Consider the following 19,328-nt stretch of genomic DNA (forward strand, 5'->3'; position numbering starts at 1 on the left):
GGTTGAGCGGCCGGGAGCCGCGAGAGCCGCGCGGCCATGGATGGCCGTCCGCGGCGTGCCCACGGAACGGCGCCGGAGGGAAGGAACCCTGACGCAGTCAGGGCCAAACCAGGAGCAAGCGGTTTTCCTCCATTTTGCCAAGACAAAATGGAGTCGCTCGTAAGGAGCGAAACACCAGCTCCCAGCCCCCGCGCAAACGGATCTGCCCCCGATCTCAGCTGCGCTCATCACACCATTGAACGGTCCCGACACAATGGACCCGCTCGTAAGGAATAAAACCCCGCCCACGCGCAAACGGATCTGCCCCCGATCTCAGCGGCGCCCACGACAGGTTTAAAAAACCGACCCCGACACCGAGCGCTGACCCTTCGCCCAAGATCACCCCACCGCACAGGGTTGGCACCAGAAACAACATCCTGATTTCGGTGACATCTTCATGTCAATTGCCTGTCTGTAGGCCAATCCACCCTTGCACAGCACTTCCCGGTCAGCTAAAAGCTTGTAAAACTTTTGGTGACCTGCGAGTCATTCCGGGCATCTCCACTGTATTGTGCTTGCAAGTATCTGACTGATTACAGCGGTTTCCAGGTCGACAGAGTCCCTGATCGCCGTGTTTTGCAGCTTCAAGCCCCGGATTTTCATGCCCCGCCTCAGCGCGAGGGGCGATGTTCAGCGTTTTTGATTGGGAAGCCAAAATGATTGGCATTAAAAGCATAGCGAGTTACGTGCCGACAGCCGGCGTCGACAATTATGCGCAGGGTGCAAAATTCGGTAAGGATGAAGACTTCATCCTCGGCAAGATCGGTTCCGCTTTTCTACCACGCAAGGAAGACAGTCAAGAGACCTCCGACCTGTGCGTGGAAGCCGCCAACAAACTGTTCGCCAACAACCCCCAGCTTTCCCGCGACGCCATCGACGTGCTGATCGTCGTCACCCAGAACGGCGATGAAGAGGGCCTGCCTCACACCTCCGCGATCGTTCAGCACAAACTGGGCCTGTCCACCCACGTCGCCACCTTCGACATTTCGCTTGGCTGCTCGGGCTATGTCTATGGCATCTACGCGATCAAAGGCTTCATGGAAGCCACGGGCCTGAAAAATGGCCTGCTGATCACAGCGGACCCCTATTCCAAGATCGTCAGCCCAGAAGACCGCAACACCACGATGCTGTTCGGCGATGCCGCTACGGCCACTTGGGTGGGGGAGGACGCTCATTGGCACTTGGGCAAGGCCAAATTCGGCAGCGACGGCGGGGGAGCAGAGTTCCTCAAGACCATCGACGGCCATTTCTACATGAACGGTCGCCAGGTGTTCAATTTCGCGTTGGTGAAGGTCCCTGCGCACTTGAACGAACTGCTCGAAGACTCCGGCCTTCAGTCTTCCGACATCGACGCCTTCTGCATCCACCAGGGCAGCGCGGCGATCGTTGACGCCGTCGCACGCCGGTTCGAGGAGGGGGCCCAGGCTGACAAGTTCGTCAAGGACATGCTGGAAACCGGCAACACGGTCTCGTCCAGCATTCCACTGCTGCTGGAAAAACACATGTTCGACTCGAGCTGGAAGCGCGTGGCTATCAGCGGTTTCGGCGTAGGCTTGTCGTGGGGTTCGGCGATCCTTTATCGTCCTTGACCCTGAGTCATGCAAAACGGCGACACTGATTTCAGGTCGCCGTTTTTTTATTCCTCTCGTTTGAAAAGGACGGGTTCATGAACGAGATTTTCCAGCGCAACCTCGCCGTCATCGAGCAGCGCTGGCCCCATGTCGCTCAGCGGCTGCACGGCGAAGACGCCTGGGCGGTGCCGGCCGAGCAAATGGAGGGTCGGGATTGGACGCTGGCGGTGGCAGGGATTCAACTGACCAGTCGCCATGACCGGATCGCCGAGGCACAATTGCAGGCCGCCAGTTTTCCTGCCCAGTGTGCCGAAGCTCATGTGTATGGGACTGCGTTGGGCGATATGCAGCGCGTCATGTTGAGATTTCCCAGTCTGCAAGCCCTGCATGTGCATATTCTCAATGGCGCGCTGTTTGCGTTGGTGCTGCAACTGCTCGAACAGGACGACTGGCTGAGCGACCCTCGGGTGGTGCTGGCGTATGCCGACGAGCGGGACGAAATCCAGCTGCCTTTTTTCGCCTTGCCCGCCGAAATGGTGCTTGCTGACGACGCCAGCGCGCGGATTCGCGATCGGCTGGTCAGCGAAGTGCATGTCAGTTTCAACAACCGCGAATTTTCCAGCGACAACCCGGAAAACCTGGAGCGTCTGGAACAGGGCAGGGTGCTCCTTGAAGCTGACACCGATGTGGCAACGCTTTTCGGTACGCACGTGGGGCGCGACGTGTTTGTCATCGCCACCGGCCCCAGCCTGCAGCAGCATTTGCCCCGTTTGTCTAGCGTCTCGCAGAGCGCTGAACGGCCATTGCTGATCTGCGTGGACACCGCCTACATGCCGCTGCGCAATCAAGGCATCCGGCCAGACATCGTGGTCAGCATCGATCACCGCATCAGTGCTCGACACTTGCCCGCCGAGGGCTCGGACGGCATTACCCTGGTGTACTTGCCCGGCCAGGATGCGACGATGCTCGAGGCTTGGCGGGGGCCACGTTGCGTCGGTTATTCGTCCAGCCCGATGTACACGGCCATTCGCGAGCATATTCCCCGAGCCTGCCTTTTCGTCGGCGGCAGCGTCATTCATCCTGCCGTCGACCTGGCCGTGCAAATGGGTGCGGCGACTGTCACGCTGTTCGGCGCCGATTTCGCCTTTCCCGGCGGTAGGACGCACACCGGCTGGCAAGACGGCGCACTCGGTCCTGAACTGAACATCGCCCGGCATTGGGTGCTCGACGGGCGCGGGCAGAAGGTCAAGACGCAACTCAACTTCCGCAGCTACCTGATCGAACTGGAGCGCTACATCGCCCAGCACCCCGACGTTCGGTTCTTCAACACCAGCCGCGATGGCGCCTTCATCGTGGGCACGCATTTCGACCCGGACTGGACGGCCCCATGACTCACTTCGAACACGTCATTCTCGATGCCCGTGCGTGCGCCCGCCTGTTTCGCCTGGGGCGCGATATTGAAGGCGCATTGAAAATGGTCGCGTTGATCGACGTAGCGCTGCCCCTGTTCTCCTCTCGTTCGGCGCAAGAGCAGGCCCAATGGGCGCAGGTGCTGACCGCGATTCTGCAGTGCCAGGAACGGCAGGACTGGATCGGATTGGCGGACTGGCTGGAGGGCGAGTTTCTAGCGTTATGTCACGGTGTTAATTCCGGTTGATAACACAATCTGAGAAATTTCCTACTTGTTATTAAGTAATTTCCGAAAGAGCGGCCTTCATTGGCCGTTTTTTTATGATTTTTAAAAAGTGATACTTCTTAAGAGGTTGGCGTCGATATCACCCTTCATATGTCGTGATGGCAAGTGTTTTTGCCATTGAAATCAGTTAAAGCCATCAACCCCCTCGTCGATAGCGCAACTGTAGGTTTTCTCGGGAGAAATGGACTTCCCCGCTTTTTGAAAGCCCACCGTTTTTTATCAACGAGGGAACTCAACATGGCTTTGACCGTTAATACCAACATTGCGTCGTTGTCTGTACAGCGCAATCTGAACCGCTCTTCCGACTCGCTCAGCACTGCAATGACCCGTCTATCTTCGGGGTTGCGAATCAACAGCGCTAAAGACGATGCCGCGGGAATGCAAATCGCCAGTCGATTGACGACGCAGGCTCGCGGTCTGACTGTCGCGTCACGTAATGCAAATGATGCCATTTCTGTCATTCAAACCACGGAAGGCGCATTGTCCCAAACCTTGAACACGCTTCAGCGAATGCGGGATCTGGCCGTTCAGGCAAAGAATGGAACCAATACAGCCTCTGATCGTGCAGCGTCCAATAAGGAGTTCGAAGAAGCGTCGCAAGAACTGACTCGATTGAGTCACAGCACCAAGTTCGGGAAAGATTTGAACTTGCTCGATGGCAGCGCAGGCAATCTCACGTTTCATGTGGGCGCCAATACCGGTGAGCATGAAGAAATCCAGATCGTGCTGGATCAGGACTATTCGACCAAATCCTTGTTTGCCGCGCCTGCTGATCGTGCTGCAGTCACTGCGGTCCTCGGATCGGCTGGCACCCCCATGACGATCGGCAACAAGGACATCAAAGCAGGGGACGATTTAACGCCGAAAATTGATGGCACCGGTATCTACGAGGGTATTGCGCGACAGGATCCGCTCAAACCTACCCCGGAAGAGCAGGCGTTGGAGGCCGCGGTCGCGAACAAAAATATCGATGAAGCCATCATCCAGATCGATTTGGCCATCTCCAAGGTGACAGCCAGCATGGCCGAGCTGGGCGCCAAGCAGAACCGCCTGACCACGACGGTAGCCAACATCAACAACATCATTGAAAACGTCACAGCCTCCCGCGGGCGCGTCGAGGACGTCGATTTCGCTGCCGAAACCGCCGAGCTGACCAAACAACAAACGCTGCAACAGGCCTCGACCGCCATTCTGGCCCAGGCCAATCAGCTTCCGGCGGCTGTCCTCAAGCTGCTCCAATAACGCCAAGGCGTTTATAAACAGTGCTTTACCCGGGTGCGTCGCACGGCGCATCCGGGCGCTTGCGCGTGGGGTAATGAAGGGGTTGACGAGAGGATTAAAGCTTGGGCACGGCGCGCCGAAACGCTGGGTAACCCCCGTCACAAGCAGGGGTGGCGCTCTGGTGGCAAAAAATTTTGAAAAAGCCCTCAAGCTCCTTGCAGATACGACGATAAACATTACGAAGGTTCTCTAGGCCACACCCGGCGCTTGCCAGGGCCGGATAGCCGCAGTACCCAACCCACGAGGAATTCATCATGGCTTTAACCGTCAATACCAACGTAGCTTCCTTGGCTGTACAGAAGAACCTGGGCAAGGCTTCCGACGCTCTGTCGACTTCGATGACCCGTCTGTCTTCCGGTCTGAAAATCAACAGCGCTAAAGACGACGCAGCCGGTCTGCAGATCGCCACTCGCGAAACCTCGCAAATCCGCGGTCAAACTGTTGCCATCAAGAACGCCAACGACGGTATTTCGATCGCTCAGACCGCTGAAGGCGCTCTGCAAGAATCGACCAACATCCTGCAGCGTATGCGTGAACTGGCCGTTCAAGCACGAAACGACACCAACGGTACTGCTGACCGTACCGCTCTGAACGCTGAATACGCTCAGATGTCGGACGAACTGACTCGTATCGCCAACTCCACCAACCTGAACGGCAAGAACCTGCTGGACGGTACTGCGAGCACCGTGACCCTGCAAGTGGGCTCGAACACTGGTACTTCCAACCAGATCGACCTGGTTCTGACCGGTACTTTCACTGCTTCGGCACTGGGCGTAGCCAGCGGCACCACTTCGATCAGCGGCACCAGCAACGCCACTGCGCACACCAACGTCGACGCTGCCATCTCGGCAATCGACACCGCTCTGGCCACGATCAACAGCACCCGTGCCAGCCTGGGTGCTTCGCAAAACCGTCTGACCAGCACCATCTCCAACCTGCAGAACGTCAACGAAAACGCCACCGCTGCACTGGGCCGTATCCAAGACACCGACTTCGCAGCCGAGACCGCTAACCTGACCAAGCAACAGACTCTGCAACAAGCTTCCACCTCTGTTCTGGCCCAGGCTAACCAACTGCCATCCGCTGTTCTGAAACTGCTTCAGTAATATCGGGTCGAGTTTTGGCGGGGGAGTGTGCTTGCGTGCTCTCCCGCTTTTTACTTTGAGAGGTTGAAGACATGGACATAAGCACCCGATTGAACATGGCTTACCCCACGGTGCAGTCGCTGCCCCCTGTGTCTGCTCCTGTCCCGGACAGGCAAGCGGTGAAGCCTCAAGTCGTCAACGAAGCGACTGCCTCGGCAGATGCGGACACGGCGAAGAGTAAAAACTCTGACGAAGACAAGAACTCGAAACAGTTGCAAGCTGCCGTCAAGGAAATGGAAAAGTTTTTTCAGTCGGTCCGCCGCAACCTGGAATTCTCGATCGACGAGGGCTCCGGCCAAGTGGTCGTAAAAGTGATTGCCACTGAAACGGGCGAGGTCGTGCGGCAGTTGCCGTCCGCCGAAGCGCTGAAGATCGCCGACAGTCTGAAAAATGCAAACAGCCTGTTGTTCGATGCAAAAGTTTAACTGGCATGAAACGTGAACGCGGTTCTCTGAACTGTCGTTGAGTCAAAAGACCGGCTTAAAACCGAAAGGAGAAGTAGATGGCTAGCCCAATTACCCCATCAACCGGCCTCGGATCGGGCCTTGCGATCGGTGACATCGTCACGGCGCTGGTCAACTCTGACAAGCTGGCCAAACAGACGCAAATCACGACCCAGACCAAGCTGGTGACCACCAAGCTGTCCGGAATTGGTACGTTGAAGAGCGCGATGTCTGCGTTCCAGACTGCGCTGACCAATCTGGGCAAGAAGGATGCACCGTCTTTTTCCGGCTATGCCGCCAAGTCTTCGGATGCCACCAAGCTGACCGTAACGTCGGATAACTCCGCCGTGCCCGGTACTTACGCCATCCACGTCAGCAAGCTGGCTACCAGTTCCAGCGTTGCCAGTGGCGCCTTTACCGATGGGCCCACCAGTGCCATTCCGAGTGGGAACCTGACCCTCACTCAAAATGGCATTAACACCAGCATCACCATTCCGGATGGAGCCACCTTGGCGTCCGTCGCCAAGCAGGTCAACGCCACGACCCAGGATTCAGGGCTTAGCGCCAGCATCATCACCGACGACAAGGGCTCGCGGCTGGTGTTCAACTCCACCAAAACCGGCGCGGGTTCGGACATCACCGCCACCAGTGACGTGGCGCAGTTCAACATCGCTGCCGATGCCAAGCTCGACCCCAACGACGTGAACAGCGCCGGCTACGTCAGTGCCAAGGCAGACAGTGCCTCCCTCACCATCAATGGGCTGACGGTCACCAGTGCCAGCAACACCATCGACAAGAGCCTGGGCGGCGTGTCCATGACGTTGCTGGCCGCAGATGCTTCGACCACGGTCACCGTCTCGACGAACAACGATGGTTTGAAAGCTTCGCTGCAGACCTTCATCGACGCCTACAACAACGTCGTCAAGGCCGTGACGTCGGTGACAAAGGCCACCATCAGTGACACGCCCGATGCCACCACCGGCGCCACCGTGACGCCCGCCGCCCTGACAGGCGACGCATTGCCGCGTTCGATCCTCTCGGGCCTGCGTAACGAGCTGGTCACCACCGGCGCGGACGGTAACGTATCGGTACTGTCTCAGTTGGGCATCACCACCTCGCAGACTGACGGTACGCTGTCGCTGGACAGCACCAAGTTCGACAAGGCCATCAACACCCAAGGCCTGGCGGGTGACGTGCAGCAGTTGTTCACTGGCACCGGTGACGGCAAGAACGGCTTGCTGGCTCGGATGACAGCGGCGATCACGCCCTACACCCAGACCGGTGGGATCTTCGATACCCGGACTGCGAGCCTGAACAAGCAGCAGACCAACCTGACCAATGAACAGACGGCGCTGGACTTGCGGGTCACCAACCTGACCGCAACGCTGACCGCCAAATACAACGCAATGGACCTGATTGTCGGGCAACTGAAGGCCTCGGCCACCAGTATCACCTCGTTCTTCGAATCGTTGAACGCCCAGCAAAGCGGTTGATGAATCATCGATTACCAGGACCCGGCCAGAGTGCCGGGTTTTTGGCATCTGGACTTAAAGTTCCCAATTCCGGTGCCGATAGCCTGAACATAGACACTTCAAGATGTGTGAGGTAATGAAATGAACCGGATGGCAGCCCTTCGGCAGTATCAGAAGGTCAATTCCCACGCCCAGACTGCCGTGGCCACGCCGCATCGTCTGGTGCAAATGCTGATGGAAGCCGGGCTGGATCGCATCGCTCAGGCCAAGGGCGCTATCGCGCGCAAAGACGTCGCCGCTAAAGGCGTGCTGATCGGCAAGGCCATCGAAATCGTCGGCGGCTTGCGTGAGGGCCTGGACATGGAGAAGCAAGCCGAAGCGCTGGCGCATGTCGACAATCTTTATGTGTACATGATGAAACGCCTGGCAGAGGCCAACATCAAGACCGATCCCAGAATTCTCGACGAAGTGGCCCAACTGTTGACTACAGTCAAAGAAGGTTGGGACGCGATCGGCGATCAGCAACCCGCGCTCTAAGGAGAACACCATGAGTGCTGCACTCAAGCGAATCGAAGAAACCCGCGAAGCGTTGGTCGACGCCCTCGCCGAGCGCGACTGGATTGCCATCAGCAAACTGGATCTGGCGTGTCGCGCCTGTGTCGACGAAGTCATCCGTGAGGCGAACGACGATGAGCCTGAGCTACGCAGCAACCTGGAGGAGCTGCTGGGGGTTTATCGGCAGATGATTGACATTGCGGTGGGCGAACGTCAGGCAATAGTCGAAGAAATGACGCAAATCCAGCGAGCGCAAAACGCTGCAAAGGTTTACCATCTGTTCGGTTGACGTTTGGTTGATCGAAAAAAATTGTGCGCCATAAAATTGACTGTGTACGGTTTTTTGACTTAACTAGTGATGTTCACTAATTTCTGGCTGTTGTGGCGTCTCTGCGGACCTTGCAAAGCCAAGCTTGCCCCCCGATTGGGCATCGAGTTGACTAGGGAAGTTGCTATTGCATGTGGCGTGAAATCAAGATTCTGCTGATCGATGACGATAGCCAGCGCCGCCGCGACATGGCGGTGATTCTGAACTTTCTCGGTGATGAGAACCTGTCTTGCTCCAGCACGGACTGGCAGCAGGTCGTCGGCGCTCTGGCGTCCACTCGAGAAGTGCTTTGCGTGCTGGTGGGTTCCGTCAATGCACCGGGCAGCCTCCAAGGGCTGCTTAAGACCATCGCTGCCTGGGATGAGTTCCTTCCTGTTTTGCTGATGGGCGAAAATTCATCTGCCGAGCTGGCAGAAGACCTGCGCCGGCGGGTGTTGTCCACCGTCGAGATGCCGCCCAGCTACAGCAAGCTGCTGGATTCCCTGCATCGGGCTCAGGTCTATCGCGAGATGTACGATCAGGCCCGCGAGCGCGGTCGTCAGCGCGAACCAAATCTGTTCCGCAGCCTGGTGGGCACCAGCCGTGCCATCCAGCACGTGCGCCAGATGATGCAGCAGGTGGCCGACACCGACGCCAGTGTGTTGATCCTGGGCGAATCGGGCACCGGCAAGGAAGTCGTGGCGCGCAACCTTCATTACCATTCCAAACGCCGTGACGCGCCATTCGTGCCGGTGAACTGTGGCGCCATTCCTGCCGAACTGCTGGAAAGCGAACTGTTCGGCCACGAGAAAGGGGCATTCACCGGAGCGATCACCAGTCGTGCCGGGCGTTTCGAACTGGCCAACGGCGGCACGCTGTTCCTCGATGAAATTGGCGACATGCCCCTGCCGATGCAGGTCAAGTTGCTCCGCGTGCTGCAGGAGCGGACGTTCGAGCGTGTGGGCAGCAACAAGACCCAGAGCGTCGACGTGCGCATCATTGCCGCGACCCACAAGAATCTTGAAGACATGATTGGCACCGGTGGTTTCCGTGAAGACCTGTATTACCGGCTCAACGTCTTCCCGATCGAGATGGCGCCGCTGCGCGAACGAGTCGAAGACATTCCACTGCTGATGAACGAGTTGATCTCGCGCATGGAGCATGAAAAGCGCGGTTCGATCCGTTTCAACTCGGCCGCCATCATGTCGCTGTGTCGTCACGGCTGGCCGGGCAACGTCCGCGAGCTGGCCAATCTGGTGGAGCGCATGGCGATCATGCACCCCTACGGCGTGATTGGTGTCGCCGAACTGCCGAAGAAATTCCGCTACGTCGACGACGAAGACGAGCAAATGGTGGACAGCCTTCGCAGCGACCTGGAAGAGCGCGTCGCCATCAATGGCCATACGCCGAACTTCGCCAATGGCGCGATGTTGCCGCCGGAAGGGCTGGACCTCAAGGATTACCTGGGGGGACTGGAGCAGGGGCTGATTCAGCAGGCGTTGGACGATGCCAACGGTATCGTTGCCCGTGCAGCCGAGCGTTTGCGTATCCGCCGTACGACCCTAGTGGAGAAGATGCGCAAGTACGGCATGAGCCGCCGCGACGGTGACGATCAGCTCGAAGACTGACGCAGGTTTGACGCGCCAAAAGAGAAACCGCTGATTTTTCAGCGGTTTTTTTTTCGGCACGGGGATTGCTAAAGCTCTTGGAACCTACCGTTTACTGACGGTACGCCACGCGAGAGATGAACTATGCCCCAGGCCGCTCAGATGTCCTCCGAACCTGTCTTGCCGTCCGGTTTGCAGGTGCAGCCATCCCCTGAAGTCGAGAGTCGACAAGGGCTGCAGCAGGCGTTTGCCCTGTTCAATCAGATGTCCACGCAGTTGACGGACTCCTACAGCCTGCTGGAAGCGCGGGTGACCGAGCTGAAAGGCGAGTTGGCCGTCGTCAGTGCGCAACGCATGCAGGAACTGGCTGAGAAAGAGCGGCTGGCCAATCGTCTGCAGAATCTGCTCGACCTGCTGCCCGGTGGCGTCATCGTGATCGATGGAACCGGCACCGTCCGCGAGGCCAACCCGGCGGCCATCGATCTGCTCGGCGAGCCGCTGATCGGGATGCTCTGGCGTCACGTCATCGCCCGCTGTTTTGCGCCGCGGGAGGATGACGGTCATGAGATTTCCTTGAAGGATGGTCGACGCCTGTCCATTTCCACCCGCTCGCTCGATGCCGAGCCCGGGCAGTTGGTGCTGCTTAATGACCTGACCGAAACCCGCCATCTGCAGAGTCAGTTGGCGCGCCACGAACGCTTGTCGTCGCTCGGTCGTATGGTCGCGTCGCTGGCCCATCAGATTCGCACCCCGTTGTCGGCCGCCATGATTTACGCCAGTCATCTGACAGAGCAGGCGTTGAACGTGGAGACCCAGCAACGTTTCGCCGGTCGCCTCAAAGAGCGCCTCCATGAACTGGAGCATCAAGTGCGTGACATGCTGGTGTTCGCTCGGGGGGAATTGCCGTTGACCGACCGGGTCGCGCCTTGCTCGCTGGTCGAGGCCTTGAAGGCAGCGGCCCAGACCCACGTGCGGGATGCGCGCGTGCGCTGGCAGTGCGACAGTCATCAGGGCGAACTGCTGTGCAACCGGGACACGCTGGTGGGCGCGCTGCTCAACCTGATCGAGAATGCCGTGCAGGCCAGTTCGGGCACTGCACGCATTAAAATTCACGCCTATTCCCGCGGTGACACCTTGCGCCTGTGCATCAGTGACAGCGGCCCTGGCATCGACGCCGCTGCGCTGGCACGGATCGGCGAGCCGTTCTTCACCACCAAGCCCACCGGTACCGGTCTTGGACTGGCGGTGGTCACTGCGGTCGCCAGGGCGCATCAAGGGCAGGTGCATTTCCGTTCGCGCCCGGGACGTGGCACTTGCGCCATGGTGTCCCTGCCGCTGGTCCCCGGCGTCGGCATTGCGAGGAATGCGTTATGACGATCAAGGTATTGCTGGTCGAAGATGACCACTCATTGCGTGAAGCGCTGGGCGAAACGCTGGAGCTGGCCGGGCATGACTACCTCGCCGTGGGGTCCGCCGAGGAGGCGTTGCTCGCCGCCGCCGATGCGGCATTCAACCTGGTGATCAGTGACGTCAACATGCCCGGCATGGATGGCCACCAACTATTGGCCCAACTGCGCAGCCGGTACCCGCATTTGCCAGTGCTGCTGATGACCGCCCATGGGGCAGTGGATCGCGCGGTCGAAGCAATGCGGCAGGGGGCCGCCGATTACCTGGTCAAACCGTTCGAGCCCAAGGCCTTGCTGGCGCTGGTGGCTCGACATGCCTTGGGACGTCTTACGCCCTCCGACGGGGAAGGGCCGGTTGCGGTCGAGCCCGCCAGCCTGCAATTGTTGAATCTTGCGGCGCGTGTGGCCAAAAGCGATTCGACGGTGCTGATTTCCGGTGAGTCCGGGACCGGCAAGGAAGTCCTGGCGCGCTTCATCCACCAACAGTCACCACGGGCAGGCGGACCGTTCATCGCCATCAACTGCGCGGCGATTCCGGACAACATGCTCGAGGCCACGTTGTTCGGGCACGAAAAGGGATCGTTCACCGGTGCCATCGCTGCCCAGGCGGGCAAGTTCGAGCAGGCCGAGGGGGGCACCCTGCTGCTCGACGAAATCTCGGAAATGCCCATGGGGCTGCAGGCCAAGTTGCTGCGCGTGCTTCAGGAGCGGGAAGTGGAGCGGGTCGGGGCGCGCAAGCCTATAGCGCTCGACATTCGCGTGTTGGCCACCACCAACCGCGACCTCGCGGGAGAGGTGGCGGCTGGGCGCTTCCGCGAGGATTTGTATTATCGCCTGTCAGTGTTTCCGCTGGCCTGGCATCCCCTGCGCCAACGCCCCGGCGATATTCTGCCGTTGGCTCAGCGGCTGCTGACCAAGCATGTCAATAAAATGAAGCACGCCCCTGTGCGGCTGTCGGCCGAAGCACAAGCGTGCTTGGTGGGTTACAGCTGGCCTGGCAATGTCCGGGAACTGGATAACGCCGTTCAGCGCGCATTGATTCTGCAGCAAGGCGGTGTGATTCAAGCCGAGGATTTCTGTCTGGCCGGACCGCTGGGCTTTGCCTCAATGCCTGCGTCCGCCACCACGGCTCAGGTTTCACCGACGCTGCCGTCGGCACAGAGCTTCACCGAATCGTCGTTGGAAACGCCTGCTTCCGAACCTGCCGGCGCACTGGGCGAGGACCTGCGCCGTCGGGAATTTCAGCTGATCATCGATACCCTCCGTGCCGAGCGCGGTCGCCGCAAGGAAGCCGCCGAACGCCTTGGCATCAGCCCGCGGACCTTGCGCTACAAACTGGCGCAGATGCGCGACGCGGGCATGGATGTGGAGGGTTATCTGTTCGCCAGTTGATCGCTGCAAGCGATCGAATCCTCAAGCGTGAGCTCGCCACGATGCAACCCGTCAGATGCCTGCGCGGCGGCTGTTCGGTAGCGAGAGTGGGCGCTGTCGCGCGCCCCTGTGTTCATGTCGCATGCCCTTCGTGCTAACACGCCAATACTTTAATGAAAAGGTGGCACTGTGCCGCTATTGGTCTGGCACCGTTGTTGCTACTACATGGATAACCGCTGAATCGGTGTCAAAAATTTGCGGCCTTTTTGAGAGAGAAGTCATGAGCCAAGGTGTTGAATTTAATCGCTTGATGTTGGACATGCGTGCCATGCAGATGGACGCCATGGCCATGCCCAAGGCTGTGAACGCTCCCGAGCAGACCGGTGCAACGAGCTTTTCCGACATGCTCGGTATGGCTGTCAATAAAGTGAACGATACCCAACAGGCGTCGAACCAGTTGTCGACGGCTTTTGAAATGGGCAAGAGCGGTGTTGACCTCACGGACGTGATGATTGCCTCGCAGAAAGCCAGCGTTTCGTTTCAGGCGCTGACCCAGGTACGCAACAAGCTGGTTCAGGCGTACCAAGACATCATGCAAATGCCGGTTTGAGGACGATTTAAGTCATGGCTGAAGCCGTCGCCGATAACGTGCCTGCCAAAGCGGGCGCGACAGGAAGCAAGCCGCCGATGTTCGGTCTGGCGTTCCTGCAAAATCTTTCCGAGATGACCATGCTGCGTCAGGTCGGCCTCATGGTCGGTCTGGCTGCCAGCGTGGCGATTGGTTTTGCCGTCGTGCTTTGGTCGCAGCAGCCGGATTACAAGCCGCTGTATGGCAGCCTGTCCGGCATGGACACCAAGCAGGTGATGGACACCCTGGCGCAGGCCGACATCCCTTACACCGTAGAGCCGAATTCCGGCGCGCTGCTGGTCAAATCCGACGACCTCGCCCGCGCCCGCATCAAATTGGCCGGCGCCGGTATCGCCCAGAGCGATGGCAATGTCGGGTTCGAGATTCTGGACAAGGATCAAGGCCTGGGCACCAGCCAATTCATGGAAGCCACCCGCTACCGTCGTGGCCTGGAAGGCGAACTGGCGCGCACCATTTCCTCGTTGAACAACATCAAGGCCGCCCGCGTTCACTTGGCGATTCCGAAAAGCTCGGTGTTCGTCCGCGACGACCGCAAGCCAAGTGCATCCGTGCTGGTTGAGCTGTATGCCGGTCGCAGCCTGGAGCCGGGCCAGGTCATGGCCATTATCAACCTGGTCGCGACCAGCGTGCCTGAACTGACCAAGTCCCAGGTCACCGTGGTCGATCAGAAAGGCAACCTGCTGTCCGATCAGGCGGAAAACTCCGAGCTGACCATGGCAGGCAAACAATTCGACTACACCCGTCGCATGGAAAGCATGCTGACCCAGCGCGTGCAGAATATCCTGCAACCGGTGTTGGGCAACGACCGCTACAAGGCCGAAGTGTCGGCGGATGTCGATTTCAGTGCCGTGGAGTCGACTGCCGAAAGCTTCAACCCCGACCAGCCTGCGCTGCGCAGCGAACAGACCACCACCGAGCAACGCTCCAGCAGCAGCGGTCCGCAAGGCGTGCCCGGGGCTTTGAGCAACCAGCCGCCAGGCCCGGCCACTGCGCCGCAAACCACCGGCGCCGGTGCGGCTGGCGCTGCCGGTCCCGTCGCGCCGGGTCAGCCGTTGCTCGATGCCAACGGTCAACAGATCATGGACCCGGCCACTGGCCAGCCGATGCTCGCGCCGTACCCATCGGACAAGCGCAACCAGTCGACCAAGAACTTCGAGCTGGACCGTTCCATCAGCCACACCAAACAGCAGCAGGGCAAGATCAATCGCCTGTCGGTTGCGGTAGTGGTGGACGACCAGGTCAAGGTCAACCCGGCCAACGGCGAAACCACAACCGTTCCGTGGACCGCCGACCAACTGGCGCGCTTCACTCGGCTGGTGCAGGACGCCGTCGGCTTCGATGCCGCCCGCGGCGACAGCGTGAGCGTGATCAACGTGCCATTCTCCACCGACCGTGGCGAAGTGATTCCGGACATCCCGTTCTACTCGCAGCCTTGGTTCTGGGACATCGTCAAACAGGCGATGGGGGTGATCTTCATCCTGGTGCTGGTGTTCGGCGTGCTGCGTCCGGTGCTGAACAACATCACCAACCCGAAAAGCAAACAGGTGGACGGTGACGTCGAGCTCGGCGGCATGGTCGGCATGGACGGCGAATTGGCCAACGACCGCGTGAGCCTTGGCGGTCCGCAAAGCATTCTGTTGCCGAGCCCGAGCGAGGGTTATGACGCGCAGCTCAACGCAATCAAGGGCCTGGTGGCTGAAGACCCGGCACGTGTGGCTCAGGTCGTAAAAGAGTGGATCAACACAGATGAGTGATAATCGTGCTGCTGCGGTCAAACTGACCCGCGTTGACAAGGCTGCGATCCTGCTCCTCACCCTGGGTGAGACTGACGCGGCGCAAGTGTTGCGCCACATGGGCCCCAAGGAGGTCCAGCGCGTCGGTGTGGCCATGGCGCAGATGCGCAATGTGCACCGCGAACAGGTCGAGCAGGTGATGAGCGAGTTCGTCGACGTCATTGGCGACCAGACCGGCGTGGGCATCGGCTCCGATGGCTACATTCGCAAAATGCTGACCCAGGCCCTGGGTGAGGACAAGGCCAACGGCCTGATCGACCGCATCCTGCTGGGAGGCAATACCAGTGGTCTGGACAGCCTCAAGTGGATGGAACCGCGTGCTGTCGCGGACGTCATCCGCTATGAGCACCCGCAGATCCAGGCCATCGTCGTGGCGTACCTCGACGCGGACCAGGCAGGTGAAGTGCTGAGCCATTTCGACCACAAGGTGCGTCTGGACATCATCCTGCGCGTCTCGTCGTTGAACACGGTCCAGCCAGCGGCCTTGAAAGAATTGAACCAGATCCTGGAGAAGCAGTTCTCGGGCAACGCCAACACGTCGCGTACCACCCTGGGTGGCATCAAGCGTGCCGCGGACATCATGAACTTCCTCGACAGTTCGATCGAAGGCCAGCTCATGGACTCCATCCGCGAAGTGGACGAGGACCTGTCGACGCAGATCGAAGACCTCATGTTCGTCTTCAACAACCTGTCCGACGTCGACGACCGTGGCATCCAGGCGTTGCTGCGCGAAGTCTCTTCCGATGTGTTGGTGCTGGCGCTCAAGGGCTCCGACGACGCCATCAAGGAAAAGATTTTCAAGAACATGTCCAAACGTGCCGCCGAACTGCTGCGCGACGACCTCGAAGCCAAAGGCCCCGTGCGGGTCAGCGACGTGGAAGCTGCACAGAAAGAGATCCTCACCATTGCCCGTCGTATGGCGGAGGCCGGGGAAATCGTTCTCGGCGGCAAAGGTGGCGAGGAAATGATTTAAGAGTAGGTAGTCGATGTTCAGCTCCGATAAAGAACCACCCAGCGAGCTCATCAGGGCCAAGGATCTGCGCGGGATCGACGTCTGGACATTGCCCAGTTTCGATCCTCACGTGGAGCCGGAACCCGAGCCTGAGGTCGAAGAGCCGGAACCTGCCGAAAGCGAAGAAGTACCGCTGGAAGAAGTGCAGCCGCTCACCCTCGAAGAACTGGAGAGCATCCGTCAGGACGCCTACAACGAAGGGTTTGCCATCGGCGAAAAAGAGGGCTTCCACAGCACCCAGCTCAAGGTACGCCAAGAGGCCGAGGTTGCCTTGGCTGCCAAGCTGGAAAGCCTCGAAACCCTGATGAGTCATCTGTTCGAGCCCATTGCCGATCAGGACGCGCAGATTGAGAAATCCTTGATCCAACTGGTCGAGCACCTGGCGCGAGAAGTGATTCAGCGCGAGCTCAAGACCGATTCCAGTCAGATCGGCAAAGTCCTGCAGGATGCGCTGCGCCTGTTGCCGATGGGCGCCAATAACGTCCGCATCCTGGTCAATTCGCAGGACTTCGCACAGGTCAAGGCGCTGCGTGACCGCCATGAAGAAAACTGGCGCATTCTCGAAGACGACACCCTGCAGCCGGGCGGTTGCCGGGTGGAAACGGAGCACAGCCGTATCGACGCTTCGGTGGAAACCCGCTTGAGCGTGGCCATCGCCAAAATGTTCGATCAGCTCCACGAGCAGGCGCTGCATCCGGCCATCCCAGATGTGAGTGTCGACCTGGAAGCGGCGATCAAGAGCGCCGAAAGCGCGCTGAACAAATCATCGGATGCGTCCGATGCGTCTTGAACGCACCAGCTTCGGCAAGCGGCTGAGCACTTACCCCGACGCCATCCGCCTACCGGTGCAACCGGTGGTGGAGGGGCGCTTGTTGCGCATGGTCGGTTTGACCCTCGAAGCCGAAGGCCTGCGGGCCGCCATGGGCAGCCGTTGTGTGGTGATCAACGATGACAGCCACCACCCGGTGGAGGTCGAAGCCGAGGTCATGGGGTTCGCCGGGGGCAAGGTCTTCCTGATGCCCGTTGGCAGCGTCGCCGGCATCGCGCCAGGTGCTCGCGTGGTGCCGTTGCCGGACACTGGTCGCTTGCCCATGGGCATGACCATGCTGGGGCGGGTGCTTGACGGTGCCGGTCGCCCGTTGGACGGCAAAGGCGGCATGAAAGCCGAAGACTGGGTGCCGCTGGACGGCCCGACCATCAACCCGCTCAAGCGCGACCCCATCAGCCAGCCGCTGGATGTGGGTATTCGCTGCATCAACGGTTTACTGACGGTCGGCCGGGGCCAGCGTCTGGGCCTGTTCGCCGGTACCGGCGTAGGTAAATCCGTTCTGTTGGGCATGATGACCCGCTTCACCGAGGCCGACATCATCGTCGTCGGGCTGATCGGCGAGCGGGGGCGTGAGGTGAAGGAATTCATCGAGCACATTCTGGGTGAGGAAGGCCTCAAGCGCTCGGTGGTGGTGGCCTCGCCAGCGGACGACGCACCGTTGATGCGCTTGCGGGCGGCCATGTATTGCACCCGGATCGCCGAATATTTTCGCGACAAGGGCAAGAACGTTCTGTTGCTCATGGATTCGTTGACCCGTTTTGCCCAGGCCCAGCGCGAGATCGCGTTAGCCATCGGCGAGCCGCCGGCCACCAAGGGTTACCCGCCGTCCGTGTTTGCCAAGCTGCCGAAACTGGTGGAGCGCGCCGGGAATGCGGAAAAGGGCGGTGGCTCGATCACGGCCTTCTACACGGTACTGTCCGAAGGCGACGACCAGCAGGACCCGATCGCCGACTCGGCGCGGGGCGTGCTCGACGGTCACATCGTGTTGTCCCGACGCCTGGCCGAGGAGGGGCATTACCCCGCCATCGACATCGAGGCCTCGATCAGTCGGGTCATGCCGTCAGTGGTCGATCCGCAGCACATGGTGCAGGCGCAGTATTTCAAACAACTGTGGTCGCGCTATCAGCAGAGCCGTGACTTGATCAGCGTCGGTGCCTACGTCGCCGGTGGCGATCGCGAAACCGATCTGGCGATCAACTTGCAACCTCAGCTCGTTCAATACCTGCGTCAGGGGTTGCATGACAATGAGAGCATGCAGAGCAGCGAGGCCCAACTGGCGAAGATCTTCAACCCTCAAGGCGGGGGTTGATAAGCCATGGCGCAGACCCGTGCTGGCCGCCTGGCGCCCGTGGTGGACATGGCCGAGAAGGCCGAGAAGACCGCTGCGCAGCGTCTGGGGCATTTCCAGGGTCAGGTCCGGCTGGCCGAAAGCAAGCTGGCGGAATTGGAAAAGTTTCGCAGTGACTACCAGCAGCAGTGGATCGACAAAGGCACTCACGGGGTGTCGGGGCAATGGTTGATGAATTACCAGCGCTTCCTGAACCAGCTGGAGACGGCCGTCAGTCAACAGCGGCAAAGCCTCAATTGGCACCAGAACAACCTCAACAAAGCCCGTGGCGAATGGCAGAAGGCCTACGCGCGGGTCGAAGGCTTGCGCAAGCTGGTGCAGCGCTATATCGATGAAGCACGCGCCGTGGAAGACAAGCGCGAACAAAAGCTCCTGGACGAGCTGTCCCAGCGTTTGCCTCGCCACGAAGCCTTTTGACGTGCTTCGCGCGCCTACCGCGTTCCGGGTAGCGATTGGCGCGTGCGCTCAATTGAGCGACAATGCCCGCCAGTTTCCGGAGTGCCTCATGACTGATTCCATCGAAAGCCTTGCCGTTGACGCCGTTCTCGACGCCACGGGCCTCAGTTGCCCCGAACCCGTGATGATGCTGCACCAGAAGGTGCGAGACCTTCCCGCAGGCGGGCTGCTCAAGGTCATCGCCACGGACCCGTCGACCCAACGCGATATTCCCAAATTCTGTGTCTTTCTCGATCACGAACTGGTCGACAAACAGGCAGCGGAGGGGGTTTACCTCTACTGGATTCGCAAGAAGCTCGCCTGAATCGCTCGCGCCACCCGCCCCGGCACTGGCTCCCGCCTGCGTCA

Annotated in this window: 19 protein-coding genes; all 19 read left to right on the top strand. The window is 59.7% G+C overall.

The window, feature by feature from the left end:
- The first annotated feature begins 695 nt into the window (after positions 1-695).
- The 19 genes from DBP26_RS24175 (at position 696) to tusA (ending at position 19,284) form a co-directional block, all read left to right on the top strand.
- Positions 696-1,628 (top strand): ketoacyl-ACP synthase III, encoded by a 933-nt coding sequence (locus tag DBP26_RS24175; RefSeq protein ID WP_108240168.1) that lies wholly within the window; start codon positions 696-698, stop codon positions 1,626-1,628.
- 77 nt (positions 1,629-1,705) lie between these two features.
- Entirely contained in the window at positions 1,706-3,001 is a 1,296-nt protein-coding gene (locus DBP26_RS24180; protein ID WP_108240108.1) for a 6-hydroxymethylpterin diphosphokinase MptE-like protein, read from the top strand.
- The gene (locus DBP26_RS24185; protein WP_108240109.1) at positions 2,998-3,267 is read left to right on the top strand and encodes a hypothetical protein; all 270 of its coding nucleotides are present in this window, start codon (positions 2,998-3,000) and stop codon (positions 3,265-3,267) included. Before DBP26_RS24180 ends, DBP26_RS24185 begins: the two co-directional genes overlap by 4 nt.
- 276 nt (positions 3,268-3,543) lie before the next feature.
- Positions 3,544-4,548 (top strand): flagellin, encoded by a 1,005-nt coding sequence (locus DBP26_RS24190; RefSeq protein ID WP_108240110.1) that lies wholly within the window; start codon positions 3,544-3,546, stop codon positions 4,546-4,548.
- A gap of 293 nt (positions 4,549-4,841) precedes the next feature.
- Entirely contained in the window at positions 4,842-5,693 is an 852-nt protein-coding gene (locus DBP26_RS24195; RefSeq protein WP_108240111.1) for a flagellin domain-containing protein, read from the top strand.
- A 71-nt stretch (positions 5,694-5,764) separates the two neighbouring features.
- On the top strand, positions 5,765-6,157 hold the full coding sequence (locus DBP26_RS24200; protein ID WP_108240112.1) for a flagellar protein FlaG: 393 nt from the start codon (positions 5,765-5,767) through the stop codon (positions 6,155-6,157).
- A gap of 77 nt (positions 6,158-6,234) precedes the next feature.
- The gene (fliD, locus tag DBP26_RS24205; RefSeq protein WP_108240113.1) at positions 6,235-7,668 is read left to right on the top strand and encodes a flagellar filament capping protein FliD; all 1,434 of its coding nucleotides are present in this window, start codon (positions 6,235-6,237) and stop codon (positions 7,666-7,668) included.
- Between the two features lie 120 nt (positions 7,669-7,788).
- Positions 7,789-8,184, top strand: coding sequence for a flagellar export chaperone FliS (fliS, locus tag DBP26_RS24210; protein WP_108240114.1), 396 nt, complete (start codon positions 7,789-7,791; stop codon positions 8,182-8,184).
- A gap of 10 nt (positions 8,185-8,194) precedes the next feature.
- Positions 8,195-8,491: a flagellar protein FliT gene (locus tag DBP26_RS24215; protein WP_108240115.1), complete on the top strand. Its 297-nt coding sequence runs from the start codon at positions 8,195-8,197 to the stop codon at positions 8,489-8,491.
- 170 nt (positions 8,492-8,661) lie between these two features.
- The gene (gene fleQ / locus DBP26_RS24220) at positions 8,662-10,137 is read left to right on the top strand and encodes a transcriptional regulator FleQ (RefSeq protein WP_108240116.1); all 1,476 of its coding nucleotides are present in this window, start codon (positions 8,662-8,664) and stop codon (positions 10,135-10,137) included.
- 141 nt (positions 10,138-10,278) lie between these two features.
- Positions 10,279-11,490: an ATP-binding protein gene (locus DBP26_RS24225; protein WP_256602057.1), complete on the top strand. Its 1,212-nt coding sequence runs from the start codon at positions 10,279-10,281 to the stop codon at positions 11,488-11,490.
- Positions 11,487-12,914, top strand: coding sequence for a sigma-54 dependent transcriptional regulator (locus DBP26_RS24230; protein WP_108240118.1), 1,428 nt, complete (start codon positions 11,487-11,489; stop codon positions 12,912-12,914). The genes DBP26_RS24225 and DBP26_RS24230 overlap by 4 nt, the downstream gene beginning before the upstream one ends.
- Before the next feature lie 259 nt (positions 12,915-13,173).
- A complete protein-coding gene (fliE, locus tag DBP26_RS24235) occupies positions 13,174-13,503 on the top strand; it encodes a flagellar hook-basal body complex protein FliE (RefSeq protein WP_108240119.1) in 330 nt (109 codons plus the stop codon).
- A 14-nt stretch (positions 13,504-13,517) separates the two neighbouring features.
- On the top strand, positions 13,518-15,296 hold the full coding sequence (fliF, locus tag DBP26_RS24240) for a flagellar basal-body MS-ring/collar protein FliF (protein WP_108240120.1): 1,779 nt from the start codon (positions 13,518-13,520) through the stop codon (positions 15,294-15,296).
- Complete coding sequence (gene fliG, locus DBP26_RS24245; protein WP_108240121.1) at positions 15,289-16,308, top strand: flagellar motor switch protein FliG; 1,020 nt, start codon at positions 15,289-15,291, stop codon at positions 16,306-16,308. The genes fliF and fliG overlap by 8 nt, the downstream gene beginning before the upstream one ends.
- 13 nt (positions 16,309-16,321) lie before the next feature.
- Positions 16,322-17,137: a flagellar assembly protein FliH gene (gene fliH / locus DBP26_RS24250; protein WP_108240122.1), complete on the top strand. Its 816-nt coding sequence runs from the start codon at positions 16,322-16,324 to the stop codon at positions 17,135-17,137.
- Positions 17,127-18,485: a flagellar protein export ATPase FliI gene (gene fliI / locus DBP26_RS24255; RefSeq protein WP_108240169.1), complete on the top strand. Its 1,359-nt coding sequence runs from the start codon at positions 17,127-17,129 to the stop codon at positions 18,483-18,485. The genes fliH and fliI overlap by 11 nt, the downstream gene beginning before the upstream one ends.
- Before the next feature lie 6 nt (positions 18,486-18,491).
- Positions 18,492-18,941 carry a flagellar export protein FliJ gene (fliJ, locus tag DBP26_RS24260; RefSeq protein WP_108240123.1) on the top strand — a complete coding sequence of 150 codons (450 nt, stop codon included), beginning with the start codon at positions 18,492-18,494 and terminating at the stop codon, positions 18,939-18,941.
- 88 nt (positions 18,942-19,029) lie between these two features.
- Positions 19,030-19,284, top strand: coding sequence for a sulfurtransferase TusA (tusA, locus tag DBP26_RS24265; protein WP_108240124.1), 255 nt, complete (start codon positions 19,030-19,032; stop codon positions 19,282-19,284).
- The last annotated feature ends 44 nt before the right edge of the window (positions 19,285-19,328 follow it).

It is taken from the genome of Pseudomonas sp. RIT409 (assembly GCF_003052515.2).
Lineage (GTDB): Bacteria > Pseudomonadota > Gammaproteobacteria > Pseudomonadales > Pseudomonadaceae > Aquipseudomonas.